Below are 15,738 nucleotides of genomic sequence, written 5' to 3'. Positions count from 1 at the left end.
TGCCGGTAGCGCAGGGCTATAAGCCGCGCGCTCTTACGCCGTTGTGCAGTGAAGCATTTTAGAGGCCACTGGGCTCTCCCATGACAAGTGATGTAGCGATTTCCGCCCCGGAAACGGCGGCGGCCAATGGGCATGGCGAAGCCCATACGACCGCCCGTTTCGGTGCGCTGACGCTCGGCAGCATCGGCGTCGTCTACGGCGATATCGGCACCAGTCCCCTCTACGCGTTCCGGGAGGCCGTCATGGCCGCGTCGGGGACGGAAGGGGCCCCGACCCAGGCTGCTGTGCTCGGTGTGCTCTCGCTGATCCTGTGGGCGCTGGTCGTGGTGGTGACCCTGAAATACGTGGTGATCCTGCTGCGCGCCGACAATAACGGCGAAGGCGGCACGCTCGCCCTGATGGCGCTGGCGCAGCGCGCGGTCGGCACCCGCGGGGCGACTATCGTCATGCTCGGCATCATCTCCGGCGCTCTGTTTTACGGAGACGCGGTGATCACGCCGGCGCTCTCGGTGCTGTCGGCGATCGAAGGCATGAAGGACGTCACGCTGCGGTTCGAGCCCTACATCGTGCCGCTGACCGTGGTGATCCTGGTCGGCCTGTTCGCCGTGCAGTCGCGCGGCACCGCCCGGGTCGCCGCCTTCTTCGGCCCTGTGATGTGCGTGTGGTTCGCGGTGATCGCGGTTGCGGCGATCCATCCGATCATCGAGCAGCCGCAGGTGCTGTATGCGCTGAACCCGCTCTACGCCGTGTCCTTCATGCTCCACCACGGCATCATCGGTTTCGTGACGCTGGGCGCGGTGTTTCTGGCCGTCACCGGCGCCGAGGCGCTTTATGCCGACCTCGGCCATTTCGGCAAGCGGCCGATCCAGACGGCCTGGTTGTTCATCGTGCTGCCGTCGCTGGCTCTCAACTATCTGGGGCAGGGCGCTCTCGTCCTCGGCGATCCCGGCGCAATCGTGAGTCCGTTCTTCCAGCTCTTCCCGCAGGGTTTCTTCCGTGGCTGCATGGTCGTGCTCGCCACCGCCGCAACCGTGATAGCGAGCCAGGCCGTCATTACCGGTGCCTATTCGCTGACACGCCAGGCGATTCAGCTCGGCCTGCTGCCGCGCTTTGAAATTCGCCATACGTCTGAAGCCCATTCCGGCCAGATCTTCATCCCGCGCATCAACCAGTTGCTGCTGGTCGCGGTGGTGCTGCTGGTGCTGCTGTTCCGCTCCTCCAGCGCGCTCGCCTCGGCCTATGGCATCTCCGTGACTGGCACCATGGTGGTCACGGCGATGATGGGCTTCGTCGTGATCTGGAAGGTCTGGAAGTGGTCGCCGTTTGCGGCCGCCGCTCTGATTGCGCCGTTCCTGTTCCTCGACCTGACATTCCTCGCTGCGAACCTGCTCAAGGTGTTCGAGGGCGGCTGGGTGCCGCTGGCGCTCGGAGCGCTCATGATCATTCTGATGTACACGTGGCGGCGCGGCAGCCGGCTGCTGTTCGAGAAGTCGCGCAAGCTCGAATTTCCGCTCGCCGATCTCGTGGCGATGCTGGAGAAGCGGCCGCCGCAGCGAGTGCCCGGCACCGCGGTGTTCCTGACCAGCGATCCGCTCAGCGCGCCGACCGCGCTGATGCATAGTCTGAAACACTACAAGGTGCTGCACGAGAAGAACGTCATTCTCACCATCGAGACCGCGCAGACCCCGCGCATCGATCCGGCCGAGCGGGTCAGGCTGGAGCAGATCAGCCCGACCTTCTCCAAGGTGACGCTGAAGTTCGGCTTCATGGAATCGCCCAACGTGCCCAAGGCGCTGGCGATCGCCCGCAAGCTCGGCTGGCAGTTCGACATCATGTCGACCTCGTTCTTCCTGTCGCGCAGGGCGCTGAAGCCCGCCGTCCATTCGGGCATGCCGCGCTGGCAGGACCGGCTGTTCATCTCGCTCAGCCGCTCCGCCAACGATGCCACCGACTATTTCCAGATCCCCTCCGGCCGCGTTGTCGAGGTCGGAACTCAGGTGACGATTTAAGGTCCGGATTCAAGGCACACTTCAAGTCGCTGCGATTTAGCCTTAACTTCCGGCATGCGGCTCAAGCCTTTGTAGCGCTTGATTTTCGCCTGCCGAGGGGCGAGGTTGCCGGCGCCGGGATCACCCCGGCGGCGGCTCGCGACGTTGGAGGATGATGTGGCAAATCAAGTACAGGATCTGACCCCGGACGAGGTCTCCAAGGGTGTCGCGGAAGGGCGCTATATGCTCGTCGACGTGCGCGAGCCGAACGAGGTCGAAGCCGAGGCCTATCCTTATGGCATCGTCGTGCCGCTCTCGACCTTCGATCCCAAGGCGATCCCCGATCCCGCCGGCAAGGAGGTCGTGTTCGCCTGCCGTTCGGGCAAGCGCTCGGTGACGGCCTCGCTCGCGGCACAGGCGGCGGGCCTGCCTTACGACAAGCACCTGGCCGGGGGCATGCTCGGCTGGAAAGCGGCGGGTCTTCCCAGCAAGGTCGGTGGCTGATCGACCCGATGTCAAAGAGCTCGTCCCTGAACAAGATCTTCGCCGATCTTCCCGTCACCATCTTCGAGGCGATGTCGCAGGCCGCCCGCGACAATGCCGCCATCAATCTCGGCCAGGGCTTCCCTGACGATCCGGGTCCGGAGGACATCCGCCGCGCCGCGGCGGAGGCCTCGCTGAACGGCTACAACCAATACCCGTCGATGATGGGCATCCCGGAGCTTCGCCAGGCGATCGCCACCCATTACGGCCACTGGCACGGCCTCAAGCTCGACCCGATGAGCGAGGTGATGGTGACCTCCGGCGGCACCGAGGCGCTGACCTCGGCCATTCTCGCGGTGGTCCAGCCCGGCGACGAGGTGGTCTGCTTCCAGCCGGTCTACGATTCTTACCTGCCGATCATCCGCCAGGCCGGCGGCATTCCGCGCCTCGTCCGGCTCGAGCCGCCGCACTGGCGTCTGAATGAAGACATGCTGAAAAGCGTCTTCAATTCAAAGACCAAGGCGGTGCTGTTCAACAATCCCCTGAATCCCTCCGCGGTGGTCTATCCGCGCGAGGACCTCGAGCTGCTGGCGCGCTACTGCCAGGAGTTCGACGTCATCGCGATCACCGACGAGGTCTGGGAGCACGTCACTTTCGACGAGCACAAGCACATCCCGCTGATCACCATCCCCGGCATGCGCGACCGCACCATCAAGGTCGGCTCGGCCGGCAAGATCTTCTCGTTGACCGGCTGGAAGATCGGCTTCGTCTGCGCCGCGCCGCCGCTGCTGCGGGTGGCGGCCAAGGTGCATCAGTTCCTGACGTTTACGACCGCGCCAAACCTGCAAGCCGCCGTCGCTTACGGTCTCGGCAAGTCCGACGACTACTTCCTGTCGATGCGCAAGGACCTGACGCGGAGCCGGGACCGCTTGACCAAGGGGCTGGAGAGCCTCGGCTTCCCCGTGCTGAAGTCGCAAGGCACGTACTTCCTCACCGTCGACCTGTCGCCGCTCGGGCTCAACGAGAGCGACACCGAGTTCTGCTGGCGGATCGTGAAGGACTACAAGGTCGCCGCGATCCCGGTCTCGGCCTTCTACGAGCAGGACCCCGTGACGTCGGTGGTGCGCTTCTGCTTTGCCAAGAAGGACGAGACCCTCGACACCGCGCTGGAGCGGCTGTCGGACGCGGTCCGTGGACGCAAGAGGTAGACAGGGATGACGAACGTCGGCCGCTCCGGATTTGGCTTTGGTCTCGCGATCGCCGCAGCGCTGACGTTCCTCCCGGTGCCGGCAGGGGCCGAGGACCGCGTCGTCAACTTCTACAACTGGTCCAATTACATGGCGCCTGATGTGCTAGAGGCCTTCACCAGGGAGACCGGCATCAAGGTGGTCTACGACACCTTTGATGCCAACGAGACGCTTGAGACGCGCCTGATGGCCGGCAAGTCCGGCTATGACGTCGTGGTGCCCACGGCCTATTTCCTGCAGCGCCAGATCAAGGCCAACATCTTCCAGAAGCTCGACAAGGCGAAGCTGCCGAACCTCGGCAATGCCTGGCCGGTCGTGACGCAGCGCCTCGGCATCTACGATCCCGGCAACGTCTACGCCGCCAACTACATGTGGGGCACGACGGGCATCGGCTACAACGTCGCCAAGCTGAAGCAGATCCTCGGGGCCGACGCCAGGATCGACAGCTGGGACATCGTGTTCAAGCCGGAGAACCTCGCCAAGTTCAAAGACTGCGGCGTCCACATGCTCGACTCCGCCGACGACATCTTTCCGGCGGCGCTGAGCTGGCTCGGGCTCGATCCGAACTCGACCAAACAAGCGGACCTCGAGAAGGCCGCCGACGTGGTCGCCAAGGTCCGTCCGTCCGTGCGCAAGTTTCACTCCTCCGAATATCTGAGCGCGCTCGCCACCGGCGAGATCTGTTTCGTGGTCGGCTGGTCCGGCGACATCATGCAGGCCCGTGCGCGCGCCGCCGAAGCCAAGAAAGACAACAGCAGCGGCATCGAGATCGGCTACACGATCCCGAAGGAGGGCGCGCAGATGTTCTTCGACAATCTCGCGATCCCAGCGGATGCCAAGAACGTCAAGGAAGCCTACGAGCTGATCAACTATCTCTACCGCCCCGACGTCGCCGCCAAGAACTCAGACTTCCTGTCCTACGCCAACGGCAACCTCGCGAGCCAGAAGCTGGTCGATCCGAAAATTCTGAACGACAAGAACATCTATCCGGACGAGGCGACGCTCGCAAAGCTGTTCGTCATCACGGCGCGCGAGCCGGCGACGCAGCGCATCATCAACCGGTTGTGGACGAAGGTGAAGACGGGGCGCTGAGAGTATACGTCATTGCGCGGAGCGAAGCGACGAAGCAATCCAGGCTATTTCCGCGGAAAGACTCTGGATTGCTTCGCTTCGCTCGCAATGACGGAGCAAAATCACCGCCACCTGCGATGCAGCCACAGCCACTGCTCGGGATATTCGCGCACCCAGCTCTCCACCACGCTGGTGATCGCCTGTGTCGTACCCTGGATGTCGATCTTGCCGTCGGCATCACGCACCGGCGGAATCTCCTCGGTCAGCTCGGCGCGGAAGCGATTGCCGAGCAGGCGGATGATGCGGACGCCGTGGATGGGGCATTCGACCTGGCGGAGCAGGCGCGCCAGCATCGGGTTGGCGCGGGTCTTGCGGCCGAAGAAGGTGACCTCGACTCCGCCGGTCAGATACTGGTCGATCAGCATGGCGACGTGCTTGCCGTCCTTGAGCGCCTGCGCGAGGCGCAGCGGCGCGTCGCGCCCGGCAGGGATCAGCGTGCCCATGTTGACCTGGCGCATCTCCTGGATGATGCGATCGGCGGAGGCGATGTTCGGCCGGCGGTAGAGGATCGCGGTATCGAGCCCGTGTGCGACGGCGGCCAGCGCCGGCAGTTCCCAATTGGACAGATGCGCGGCGAAGATCAGCGCCGGCTTGCCGTCGTCGCGGATGCGGTCGAACAGCTCGATGCTGCGCTGGGGCAGTTCGATCCGGCTGTTTTCCGGATGGTCGCGATCGTAATCCCAGACGTGGTCCATGTGCGCAAACTCGCCGCCGACGCGGCCGAGATTGTCCCACACGCCCATCAGGATCTGCTCGATCTCTTCCGGCGACTTCTCGGGAAACGCGGCGGTGAGGTTGGCGCGGCCGATGCGGTGCTCGCGCAGGCGCGGGCCGATCAGCTTGGTGACGCGCGCGAAGAAGTCCGAGGTCTTGACCGGATCGAAATAGCGCGTGGTGCGCAGCATGCCGACGGTGGCGGCGCCGATCAGGCTCCCGCCGATCGACTTGGCAGCATTCCGCGCGCGAATCTTCGTGCTGATAGGAATCAGCGCCATGCCGCGTCCGGTCAGACCGGTTCGCGGGTCAGGATCAGCGAGGCGTTCTGGCCGCCGAAGCCGAACGAGTTCGACATCACCGCGGTGACGCGGGCATCGCGCGCCTTGTTGCCGACGACGTCGAACAAGATCGTGGGATCCGGCGTCTCGTAGTTGATCGTCGGCGGGATGCGCTGATGCTCGAGCGTCAGCAGCGAGAAGATCGCCTCGACCGCGCCGGCGGCCGAGATGGTATGGCCGACCATCGACTTGTTGGACGTGACCGGGATCTTCGAGATGAGATCGCCGAACACGGCGGATGTCGTGTTGTACTCCATCTTGTCGTTCTCGGGCGTCGCGGTGCCGTGCGCGTTGATGTGGTCGATCTGGTCCGGCGTCATGCCGGCATCGGCCAGCGTCTTGTTCATGCAGCCGATGATCGGCTTGCCGTCGGGCGAGGAGCGGGTGCGATGGAAGGAGTCGGTCAGCTCGCCGCAGCCGGCGATCACGCCGAGGATCTTCGCGCCGCGGGCGGTGGCGGCTTCGTAGCTCTCGAGCACCAGAGCGCCGGCGCCTTCGGCCATGACGAAGCCGTCGCGGTTCTTGGAGAAGGGGCGCGAGGCCGCCTGCGGCGGATCGTTCTGGGTCGACAGCGCCGAGAGCAGCGAGAAGCGCACCAGCGCTTCCGGGTTCACCGTGCCGTCGGTCGCGACGCACAGCGCGGCATCGGTCTCGCCGCGGCGGATCGCCTCGACGCCGAGCTGGATCGAGGTCGCGCCCGAGGCGCATGCCGTCGACAGCGAGATCGGCGAACCCTTGGTGCCGAAGGTCTCGGCGAGGTGGGCTGCCACCGAGCCGAACATGAAGCGGTGGTGATAAGCGCTGTACTTGCCGCCGCCCGAGATGCGCAGCAGATCGTCATAGGTGAAGTCCGGCGAGCCGACGGCGCGGCCGAGCTCGCGGCGCTGCGGCCATTCGACCTCGACCGGCGCAACCGCGAGGAAGAGGGGACCCGGGAAATCGGCCTTGGCGCCAATGCCGGCCTGCTCGAGCGCCTCCTGCGTCACGAGCTCGGCCATCCGCTCGGACAGGCCGGTGGAGGAGAACGGATCGACGCTGACGAAATCCACGGTGCCGGCCATCGTGGTCTTGAGGCCGTCGACCGGAAAGCGCGTGATGGTGCGGATGCCGGATTCGCCGGCGACGAGCTTCGCCCAATTGTCGGCCTTGCCGGCGCCGAGCGAAGTCATGATGCCCATGCCGGTGACGACGACGACGGGACGCCCGAGTTTGTCGCGTGGTGCAGTCATAATCGATCCCCCGATAGAGCTAGAGCGTCATCAGCCCAAACGCGCCGCGCCTCAGCCGACCGCCTCGACCAGCGCCATGCCTTCGCCGCGCCAGTGTCCGGCCCCCACAACCACAATCTGGGTGGGCGTCCCCTGCATTTCAATCTCAAGCCCCGTCGAATCGTTCGGCGGGAACAGCGCGCCGCGCGAGATCGACAGGGCGGCGAGCGCGAGCCCAAGCGGGAATTGCGTTTCCATGGTGTGGCCGAACATCGTACCGGTCGAGCGCACTGGGAATTCGGCATGGCTCTTCAGGAAGCCGCGCTCTTCCGATGTCGCCGGCTCCGCGCCGGTCGCTCCGGTGATGATCGCGCCCTTGCCCTCACGCTTGGGCAGCTTGGCCCAAAGCTTCTCCAGCGTTGCCGCCATGTCGCCGGGCTGCTTGCGCCGGGCAAGATCAGCGACGACGCTCGACAGCTTCGCAAACGGCTTGGCGCCGCGTGCCTCGGCGTGCGCCTTCGATTCCAGCACCAGGAAGGCACCGGCCGAGCCGAGCGCGAAACCGGCGTGATCCTTGCGCGCCCAGACGGGGGCAAACTTGTCCTTCAGATTGAAGTCGCCGAATTCGTAGAGGACCATCAGGTCCTTGCGCTCGCCGTTATGCGAGCCGCCGATCAGCGCGATGTCGCTCTCGCCCGAGGCGATGCGCGCCAGCGCGATGCGGGCGGCATCGGCGCCCGCGACTTCTTCGCCCATGAAGGTGCGCGAGGTGCCGCCGAGACCGTGCACGATGGCGATGTTGCCGGCGAGGAGATTGGAGAGCTGGGCCAGGAACAGCGTCGGCCTGAGATCGCTCATTAGCCGCTCGTTCAGGAAGCCGGGCGCGTTCGCACCCTTGGCCTCCGCCGTGAGCACGCCGGTGTCGACGTTGAGATCGCGCTCGCCGCCGCCGGCGGCGACCACCATGTCGATCTTCGACAGAATGTCCTTGTTGCCCTTGATCCCCGCAGAGTCGAGCGCGAGGCCGGCGGCATAGGTGCCGATGCGCTGCCAGGCTTCCATCTGGCGCTGGTCGCCCTTCTTCGGGATCTGGCTGTCGAAGGAGACGGGCATCAGGGGATGCACGATGTAGGGCGCAAAGCCCTTCTCGTCGACATTGATGCGCTTCTCCTGGAGCGCGGTCCAGTTGGCGTCCAGGCCCTCGCCGAGCGAGGTCGCAAGTCCAATGCCGGTGATCCAGACTTCCGTCTGGCCGGGCTTCGAAGAGGTTTCAGTCATGGCGATACGGCCTGTTGCGGAAAGCCGACTCGCTCGGCGACTTTCGTCATGTATCCGCGCATATCCGCATTGGGGAAGGGGATCAGCGTGAAGGTCAGCGATGAATTCGCGCGCAGCTTGCCGCCGACCCGGATCTTGGCTTCGGTCATGGCGTAACCCGAGCCCTCATGGGCCACGCTTGCCTCGAGGGTCATCAGTTCGCCCGGAAACACCGAGCCGCGCACCTTGGCTTCCTTCACGGCAGCGAGAATCGGCATACGCTCGAACTTGAGCACGCCAAGCAGGAGGAAGCCCGAGGCCTGCGCCATCGATTCGATCAGGAGTACGCCGGGCATCAAGGGATAGCCCGGAAAGTGTCCCTCGAAGACGGTGCTTTCCTTCGGGACCTCGGCTTCAACGACGATCGTCTTCTCGTCGACCTTGAGGTCGACGATGCGATCGATCATGTGGAAATATTCGAGTTGCATGACCGCCCAATCAGGCGCTTGCGCCCTTGGCGGCAACCAGTTCGTCGATGCGCGCGCACAGGTTCTTCAGCACGAAATACTGCTCGGTGGTCGCCTTGCCGTCGTTGACCTCCTGGGTCCACTTTTCCAGCGGCAGCTTGATGCCGAACTGCTTGTCGATCGCGAACGCGATGTCCAGGAAATCGAGGCTGTCGATGCCGAGGTCATCGATGGCGTGGCTATCCGGCGTGATCGTGTCGCGGGGGATGTCGCAGGTTTCAGCGATGATCGTAGCGACCTGATCGAATGTGGATGACATCACTAAGCCTTTGATATATTGCGGATATTGTCAGATGTTCCAGAGTGGCATGGTGGGTGGGCATCGCGCCCCTGATGACGCCCTCAAACCCCCCTCTGGCCGGGTTGAGTGCCCGTATAACGGAGCGCCGCCCTGAGTTCAATGGAGCCGGACAGGGCGGGGACAGGGCTGGGGATGCCCGCCGGCATCCTTTCGGCACAAGGGCCAGTTGGTCGGCCGTACCTAGATCTGCGGCGTGACGATCTTCGCGCAGTCCCGGCGGCCCATCAGCACGCAATCCTGGGTCCGCCTGAGGTCGGCGATGCTGACCGCGAGCCAGATTCCGACCGCGGTCAGCGCGATGGTGAAGGCGAGTGCGGCGATATTCGCAAGCATGCGGTGGCGGAAATCGTCCGGCTCGGGGCGAGGCTGCTCGAAGCGCGACAGGTCGAGCGGTTCGGGGGTCACGCGGAGCGGCTGCACGGTACCGCTGCCCCGGTGGGTGGCCGGGGAAGGCGAGGTGCGCGGCCTGAACTGGAGCACCCGGTGCTCGTCATCCGAGCTGATGGGCCGCTGGGTTTTCATGGTGCAGGGATCACTCCGAAGCAGCGATTTTTAGATAGCATACGGGACGAACGCGTTGCAGAAAATCTTCTCAATGCGCACGTGCATTGCGCCTTTGCACTATCTTTCATGGGATGTCCTCGGGCATAGCGAACGATCGTGGCGGCGGGCGTCATCCTGGTGTCGGGCACGTGCAGGTTGCGCTGCAGCAACAGTCCGAAGCGCACGCCGTCCGGCCCGTGAGCATCGGCTTGTGATCTCCGTGCCGGGCCGAACGCATTTTGTCGCCGCCGGCCCCATGGCATAGTCGGCAAACCTGGACCACCGGCTGCAATCCTGTGAGGGGCCCTTCGACCATGACCAGCAACGCGCGCGAGCCGAGAGTGCATCCGGTGCCGATCCTGTCGCTGCGGCCGACGCAGATGACGGTCGGCATGCGCGAGGTCAAGGAGAAGCGCAAGCGCTGGCGCGAGCACGGGAAGAAGAAGCAATCCGAGCTGCTCGGCAGCCACATGATTCCCGTCGTCTACGGGCCGGACCAGCGCTATTACGTGATCGACCATCATCATCTCGGCCGCGCCCTGCACGACGAGGGCATCAAGGAGGTGCTGGTGACCGTGGTCGGCGATCTCAGGATGGTCGAGCGCGAGGCCTTCTGGGGCGTGATGGACAACAAGCGCTGGGTCTATCCCTACGACGCCAAGGGCGAGCGGCGGCCGTTCCGCGATCTGCCGAAATCGGTCGTCGATCTCAAGGACGACCCCTTCCGCAGCCTCGCCGGCGAACTGCGTCGCATGGGCGGTTTCGCCAAGGACACCACGCCGTTTTCCGAATTCCTGTGGGCCGACTATCTGCGCAGGAAACTGGTGCGCAAGGAGGTGGACGCCAATTTCGACAAGGCGCTCGAGAAGGCCTTGTCCGCAGCCAAGAGCAAGGACGCGATCTACCTGCCCGGCTGGTGCGGCCCGGCGTCGGACGATTAGGCGGGAGCGCACACATCAGGACGGCATGCGGACCGCAAGCCGGGCCTCATCACAGCCTCTTGAGCAACATCATTTTCGGCGCCCATGAAACCGTCCTGAAACAGAGCGGCCCCATCTATATGGGGTAGTCGAGCTCACACAGGAGGCCAAAATGCGCCGTCTGGTTTTCGTCCTTGCCTTGCTCGCGGTCGCTTCAGCAGGGATATCGGCATCGTTTGCCGCGGTTCACCACGCCAAGACATTGACGTTTTCCGAGCGCTTCGCGCCGGCGCTCGAGTTGATGGCGAAGCGCTAGCATAGCCTTTTACAGCCGCGCCGTGCGGATCACTTCGGTGGTTGCGGGCCGGGGGAGGAAAGCAGGCGTTCCATCGCCGCGGCGGCCTCGCCGTCGCGCGCCTTCTGCAGCAGCGTGTGGCGCTCAGAGCCGGCCGGCAGCTTCTTGGCGGCGGCGCGGGCCTCTTGCGTGAACTTGTTCAGGCGCTCCTGAAGGGACAGGGCGGGTCGTGTGCGGTTGCGCTTTTTTGTCATGGCTTGGCCTCTCCGGCGCGAAGCCAACCATGCGGATGCGAGCGGCGTCCTTAACTTTTGTTGGAACCGGCGGCGCGGATCGCGGGTTTTCATTGCAGCGGAGCCACGGCGCCGCGAACCGAAATACTGGTTCCCATTCACCCCAATCGGAGCTCCATCGCGTGTCCAGCGATCCGATCCGCGCTGCGCTTGTCAGGCGTTTGCGCATCTCCTCCGCGATCGCGGAGGAGGACATCAAGGAGATCGAGGCCCTTCCAATCACGGTACGGCAGTATCCGGCGGAAACGCCGGTGGTACGCGACGGCGAGCGGGCGACGGACTGCTGCCTGATCGCCGAGGGCTTCTGCGTGCGCTCCAAGACGATCGCGAGCGGCAAGCGGCAGATCCTCTCGATCCACATCCCCGGCGAGATACCGGATCTGATGAGCCTGTTCCTGCATGTGATGGACCATGAGCTGTCGACGTTAACGCCCTGCACGCTGGCGTTCATCAACCACGAGACACTGCAAAAGCTCCATCGACGCAATCCGAGTATCGCCGAAATGTTCTGGCGGGATACGTTGATAGACTCGGCGATGTTTCGCGAATGGATCGTCAATGTCGGCCAGCGCCCTGCGCCGGCGCGGCTTGCCCACGTCATGATTGAACTTCGTGAACGATTGCGAATCATCGGGCGCGTGGACGGCAATAATTTCGAGATGCCGCTGACCCAGGAGCAGATCGGCGAAGCTCTGGGGATCACCGCTGTCCACGCCAACCGCGTCATCAAGCAATTGCGCCAGGAGGGCATCGTCGAGCTGCAGCGAGGCCGGGTAACGGTGCTGGACGAACGGAAATTTCTGGAACTGGCGGATTTCGACGGCCGTTATCTGCACCAGTCGCCGACGCTTTGATGGCGCCAGATGCCGTGACTCCAGTTTTGATATTCGGCGGTGACAGTGCCGAACCTGCGGCCCGACGGCGCAGTCCGACTTGACGTACCGCAAATCGGCGCTGGTGCTGGCCGCTAAGGTCCGGCGGCATGATGCCGAACAGCGTTTGATGTCGAAGCGCCAGGTGGGTACATCATGCCGACCTGGAGACGTGACGATGAGTCTGATTTTTCGCCTTCTGTTTGTCCTCGCCGGAGCCGTCACCGCGCTGTTCGTCGCGCGGGATGCGCTGAACTTCACCATCATCCAGACCTTCGTCGCCATCCTGCTCGTGACCGCGGTCCTGCTCGCCGGGAGCCTCTGGAGCCTGCGGCGGAAGACGTGAGCGGCACGGACAGCGGAAGCTCGGCCGGGCTGAGCGAGACCGAGGCTCGGGCGCGGATCGCGGACGACGGTTACAACGAATTGCCTCGACCCGACCGCCGCGGCCCCCTGGGGATCGTGCTCGATGTGCTGCGCGAACCGATGCTGGCGCTGCTCCTCGGTGGCGGATTGGTCTACCTCGCGCTTGGCGATCTCAAGGAAGCCATCATCCTGCTGACATTCGGTGCAATGTCCATCGTGATCACGGTGGTGCAGGAGAGCCGGACCGAGCGCGTGCTGGAGGCCTTGCGGGACCTGACCAGCCCGCGCGCGCTCGTCATACGGGACGGCGCGCGCCGCCGGATTCCAGGCCGCGAGGTCGTCCGCGGCGATCTCGTCGTTCTCGGCGAAGGTGACCGGATTCCCGCCGACGCCAGACTGGTGGACGCGCGCGATCTGCAAATTGACGAGTCCCTGCTGACCGGAGAGTCGGTACCCGTTCGCAAGCAGGTCGCGGACAAGGCGGCATCAGTCGATCACCGGCCCGGCGGCGAGGATCAGCCCTTCGTGTATTCCGGTTCGATGGTGGTGCGCGGTGAGGGGCTGGCGCGGGTCGGGGCCACCGGCCCCCGTAGCGAGATCGGGAAGATCGGGCTGTCGCTGCGCGGTCTGCAGGCGGAGCCGCCGCGGCTCCAGCAACAGACGGCGCGGCTGGTGCGGCTCTGCTTTCTCGGCGGCGCGGTGATCAGCCTGGCGGCCGTCGCGCTTTACGGCACCCTGCGCGGGGATTGGCTGCAGGCGCTGCTCGCAGGCATCGCAATCGGCATGTCCATGCTGCCGGAAGAATTCAGCGTCGTGCTGACGGTGTTCATGGCGATGGGGGCATGGCGAATCTCGCAGGCCCGCGTCCTGACGCGCCGCGCCGCCGCCATCGAGGTCCTCGGTTCTGCGACCGTGCTGTGCACCGACAAGACCGGGACGCTGACGCAGAACCAGATGTCCGTCGCGGAGCTGCGGCTGCTCAATGGGGCATCGATGCGTCCGGCGAAGGCCGGACAAGATCATGCCGGGCCCGAATTCGTCGAGCTGGCGCGCTGCGGCGCGCTGGCGAGCTCGCCGGAGCCGTTCGATCCCATGGAGAAGGCCCTGCACGCCTTCGCGCGGGATACCTTGCGCGAGCGCGATGCGATGGGCGGTCCCCGGACCCTGGTGCGGACCTACGGTCTGCGTCCCGAGTTGCTGGCCATGTCTCAGGTCTGGCGGACCGCCGGTGGAGCCGACCTCGTCATCTGTGCCAAGGGCGCGCCCGAGGCGATTGCACGCCTGTGCCGGCTGAGCGATGCCGACCAGGGGGCGGTGAGAGATGCGGTTGGAGCGATGGCGAGGGATGGGCTGCGCGTGTTGGGAGTCGCCGCAGCATCGGGCAATGACACGCAGCTTCCATCATCCCAGACGGATTTCGCCTATCGCTTCGTCGGTCTGGTCGGGCTGGCCGATCCGCTCCGTCCAGAGGTCCCTGAGGCGGTTCGGGAATGCCGCGCGGCGGGGATCCGCGTCGTCATGATCACGGGCGACTATCCGGCAACGGCCGTTGCGATCGCGAGCCAGGCCGGACTCGACGCCCGCGACGTCGTGACCGGCGACCAGCTCAAGCTGGCGGACGACCCGGAGCTCGCCGACCGTGTCAGGCATGCGAATGTATTCGCCCGGGTCTTGCCGGAACAGAAATTACGCATCGTCCAGGCGATGAAGCGCAACGGCGAGATCGTCGCGATGACCGGCGACGGCGTCAACGATGCTCCGTCGCTCAAGGCCGCCCATATCGGTATCGCGATGGGAGGGCGCGGGACCGACGTCGCTCGCGAGGCATCGTCGATCGTCCTGCTCGACGACGATTTCGGTTCGATCGTGGCGGCCATTCGCCTGGGCCGGCGCATCTACGACAATCTGCGAAAGGCGATGGCCTTCATCTTTGCCGTCCATGTTCCGATCGCGGGGCTTGCGCTGTTGCCTCTGGTGTTCGGGCTGCCGTTGATCTTCAGTCCGGTGCACATCGCGTTTCTGGAGCTGATCATCGACCCCATATGCGCGCTCGTGTTCGAGGCGGAGCGGGACGAGCGCGATGCGATGACGCGTCCGCCGCGGCGGGGCGATTCCGAATTGTTCTCGTGGCCCCTGATCGGCTGGAGCGTGCTTCAGGGCGCCCTGGCATTTGCCGCGACCGCCGCCATATTCGTCGGTGCGCTTCGCTCCGGCCTCGCGTCCGACGAGGCGAGGGCGCTCGCCTTCGTCTCCCTCGTCGTCTGTATCCTGGCCCTGGTCCTGGTCAACCGGTCCTTCAGCGCGTCGCTCGTGTCCGCATTCTTCCGTCCGAATCCGGCTTTGGCCTGGATCTTCGTGGTGGTCGCGCTCGTTCTCGCCACGGCGCTGCTGTGGCCCCCGGCGTCCAGCCTGTTCCGCTTCGGTCCCTTGCATGCCGACGATCTGATGATCACGCTCGGCGCGGGATTGCTGGTGCTGACGGTGCTCGAGCTGCTGAAGCCGCTGTGGGGGCAGCGGCTCCGATTCTAGCATCGGCTGATTGAGCCCGGCTTTTGGCTATTTCTTCGGTAGGCGCCCCATCAGATAGAACTCGTCATTCGGGCGCATCCCGGTGAAATTCGCCAGCCGGTTCGACAGCGCGAAGAAGGAGGAGATCGCGGCGATGTCCCAGATGTCGTCGTCGCTGAAGCCGTGGGGTGCGAGCGCGGCGAAATCTTCCTCGGAGATCCGCTGCGCATCGACCGAAACGTTCATCGCGAAGTCCAGCATCGCCTTCTGCCGCGGTGTGATGTCGGCCTTGCGGTAGTTCACCGCGACCTGGTCGGCGATCAGCGGATTCTTGGCGCGGATGCGCAGGATCGCGCCGTGCGCGATCACGCAATACTGGCACTGGTTGGCGGCCGAAGTCGCCACCACGATCATCTCGCGCTCGGCCTTGGTGAGACCGCCGTCCTTTTCCATCAGCGCGTCGTGATAGGCGAAGAAGGCGCGGAATTCGTCGGGCCGGTAGGCCAGCGTCAGGAACACGTTCGGTACGAAGCCGCTCTTGTCCTGCACGGCAAGCAGTCGCGTGCGGATGTCGTCGGGAAGCGTGTCGAGAGCGGGTGCGGGGAAGCGTGGAGTGGCAGGCTTTGTCATGGGCATGATTTCCGGCTTGGGGCCGGCAACCATAGTCGATGCGGACGGCGGGCTCAACGCGCGGCTCCCGGCTCTGCGCAGCAGCGTTGCACGCTGCAGCGCGTCCGGGACACG

At 64.9% G+C, this 15,738-nt stretch carries 17 protein-coding genes; 9 read left to right on the top strand and 8 right to left on the bottom strand.

What is annotated here, in order from left to right; genetic code table 11:
• Positions 1–80: 80 nt before the first annotated feature.
• From FNV92_RS22185 to FNV92_RS22170, 4 genes are all read left to right on the top strand, one after another.
• Positions 81–2,009: a potassium transporter Kup gene (locus tag FNV92_RS22185; protein WP_143844559.1), complete on the top strand. Its 1,929-nt coding sequence runs from the start codon at positions 81–83 to the stop codon at positions 2,007–2,009.
• A 156-nt stretch (positions 2,010–2,165) separates the two neighbouring features.
• Positions 2,166–2,492 carry a rhodanese-like domain-containing protein gene (locus FNV92_RS22180; RefSeq protein WP_143844560.1) on the top strand — a complete coding sequence of 109 codons (327 nt, stop codon included), beginning with the start codon at positions 2,166–2,168 and terminating at the stop codon, positions 2,490–2,492.
• An 8-nt stretch (positions 2,493–2,500) separates the two neighbouring features.
• A complete protein-coding gene (locus FNV92_RS22175) occupies positions 2,501–3,679 on the top strand; it encodes an aminotransferase (RefSeq protein ID WP_015686917.1) in 1,179 nt (392 codons plus the stop codon).
• Positions 3,680–3,685: 6 nt separating this feature from the next.
• Positions 3,686–4,810 carry a polyamine ABC transporter substrate-binding protein gene (locus FNV92_RS22170; RefSeq protein WP_143844561.1) on the top strand — a complete coding sequence of 375 codons (1,125 nt, stop codon included), beginning with the start codon at positions 3,686–3,688 and terminating at the stop codon, positions 4,808–4,810.
• A gap of 101 nt (positions 4,811–4,911) precedes the next feature.
• On the opposite strand, the gene FNV92_RS22165 is transcribed toward FNV92_RS22170, so the two are convergent.
• The 6 genes from FNV92_RS22165 to FNV92_RS22140 form a co-directional block, all read right to left on the bottom strand.
• Positions 4,912–5,844, bottom strand: coding sequence for a lipid A biosynthesis lauroyl acyltransferase (locus tag FNV92_RS22165; RefSeq protein WP_143844562.1), 933 nt, complete (start codon positions 5,842–5,844; stop codon positions 4,912–4,914).
• An 11-nt stretch (positions 5,845–5,855) separates the two neighbouring features.
• A complete protein-coding gene (locus FNV92_RS22160) occupies positions 5,856–7,133 on the bottom strand; it encodes a beta-ketoacyl-ACP synthase (protein WP_015686914.1) in 1,278 nt (425 codons plus the stop codon).
• 51 nt (positions 7,134–7,184) lie between these two features.
• Positions 7,185–8,390, bottom strand: a complete 1,206-nt coding sequence (locus FNV92_RS22155) for a beta-ketoacyl-ACP synthase (RefSeq protein ID WP_143844563.1) — start codon at positions 8,388–8,390, stop codon at positions 7,185–7,187.
• Positions 8,387–8,857, bottom strand: coding sequence for a 3-hydroxyacyl-ACP dehydratase FabZ family protein (locus FNV92_RS22150; protein WP_143844564.1), 471 nt, complete (start codon positions 8,855–8,857; stop codon positions 8,387–8,389). The genes FNV92_RS22155 and FNV92_RS22150 overlap by 4 nt, the downstream gene beginning before the upstream one ends.
• A 10-nt stretch (positions 8,858–8,867) precedes the next feature.
• A complete protein-coding gene (locus tag FNV92_RS22145) occupies positions 8,868–9,155 on the bottom strand; it encodes an acyl carrier protein (RefSeq protein WP_007592476.1) in 288 nt (95 codons plus the stop codon).
• A 222-nt stretch (positions 9,156–9,377) separates the two neighbouring features.
• Positions 9,378–9,719 (bottom strand): hypothetical protein, encoded by a 342-nt coding sequence (locus tag FNV92_RS22140; RefSeq protein WP_015686911.1) that lies wholly within the window; start codon positions 9,717–9,719, stop codon positions 9,378–9,380.
• 335 nt (positions 9,720–10,054) lie between these two features.
• Here FNV92_RS22140 and FNV92_RS22135 point away from each other — a divergent pair, with 335 nt between their 5' ends.
• Both FNV92_RS22135 and FNV92_RS22130 read left to right on the top strand, forming a co-directional pair.
• The gene (locus FNV92_RS22135; RefSeq protein ID WP_143844565.1) at positions 10,055–10,681 is read left to right on the top strand and encodes a ParB-like protein; all 627 of its coding nucleotides are present in this window, start codon (positions 10,055–10,057) and stop codon (positions 10,679–10,681) included.
• 151 nt (positions 10,682–10,832) lie between these two features.
• On the top strand, positions 10,833–10,976 hold the full coding sequence (locus tag FNV92_RS22130) for a hypothetical protein (protein WP_015686909.1): 144 nt from the start codon (positions 10,833–10,835) through the stop codon (positions 10,974–10,976).
• A gap of 29 nt (positions 10,977–11,005) precedes the next feature.
• On the opposite strand, the gene FNV92_RS22125 is transcribed toward FNV92_RS22130, so the two are convergent.
• Positions 11,006–11,209, bottom strand: a complete 204-nt coding sequence (locus FNV92_RS22125; protein WP_143844566.1) for a hypothetical protein — start codon at positions 11,207–11,209, stop codon at positions 11,006–11,008.
• Positions 11,210–11,370: 161 nt separating this feature from the next.
• On the opposite strand from FNV92_RS22125, the gene FNV92_RS22120 reads away from it, so the two are divergent.
• From FNV92_RS22120 to FNV92_RS22110, 3 genes are all read left to right on the top strand, one after another.
• Complete coding sequence (locus tag FNV92_RS22120; RefSeq protein ID WP_168213609.1) at positions 11,371–12,102, top strand: Crp/Fnr family transcriptional regulator; 732 nt, start codon at positions 11,371–11,373, stop codon at positions 12,100–12,102.
• Between the two features lie 196 nt (positions 12,103–12,298).
• Positions 12,299–12,466 carry a hypothetical protein gene (locus FNV92_RS22115; RefSeq protein WP_168213610.1) on the top strand — a complete coding sequence of 56 codons (168 nt, stop codon included), beginning with the start codon at positions 12,299–12,301 and terminating at the stop codon, positions 12,464–12,466.
• Positions 12,463–15,015 (top strand): cation-translocating P-type ATPase, encoded by a 2,553-nt coding sequence (locus tag FNV92_RS22110; protein WP_143844568.1) that lies wholly within the window; start codon positions 12,463–12,465, stop codon positions 15,013–15,015. The genes FNV92_RS22115 and FNV92_RS22110 overlap by 4 nt, the downstream gene beginning before the upstream one ends.
• Before the next feature lie 27 nt (positions 15,016–15,042).
• Here FNV92_RS22110 and FNV92_RS22105 read toward each other — a convergent pair whose 3' ends face one another.
• A complete protein-coding gene (locus FNV92_RS22105) occupies positions 15,043–15,624 on the bottom strand; it encodes a peroxidase-related enzyme (protein WP_143844569.1) in 582 nt (193 codons plus the stop codon).
• Positions 15,625–15,738 lie beyond the last annotated feature (114 nt).

The sequence above is a fragment of the Bradyrhizobium cosmicum genome (assembly GCF_007290395.2).
Taxonomy (GTDB): domain Bacteria; phylum Pseudomonadota; class Alphaproteobacteria; order Rhizobiales; family Xanthobacteraceae; genus Bradyrhizobium; species Bradyrhizobium cosmicum.
This window is presented reverse-complemented; position numbering and strand designations above follow the sequence as displayed.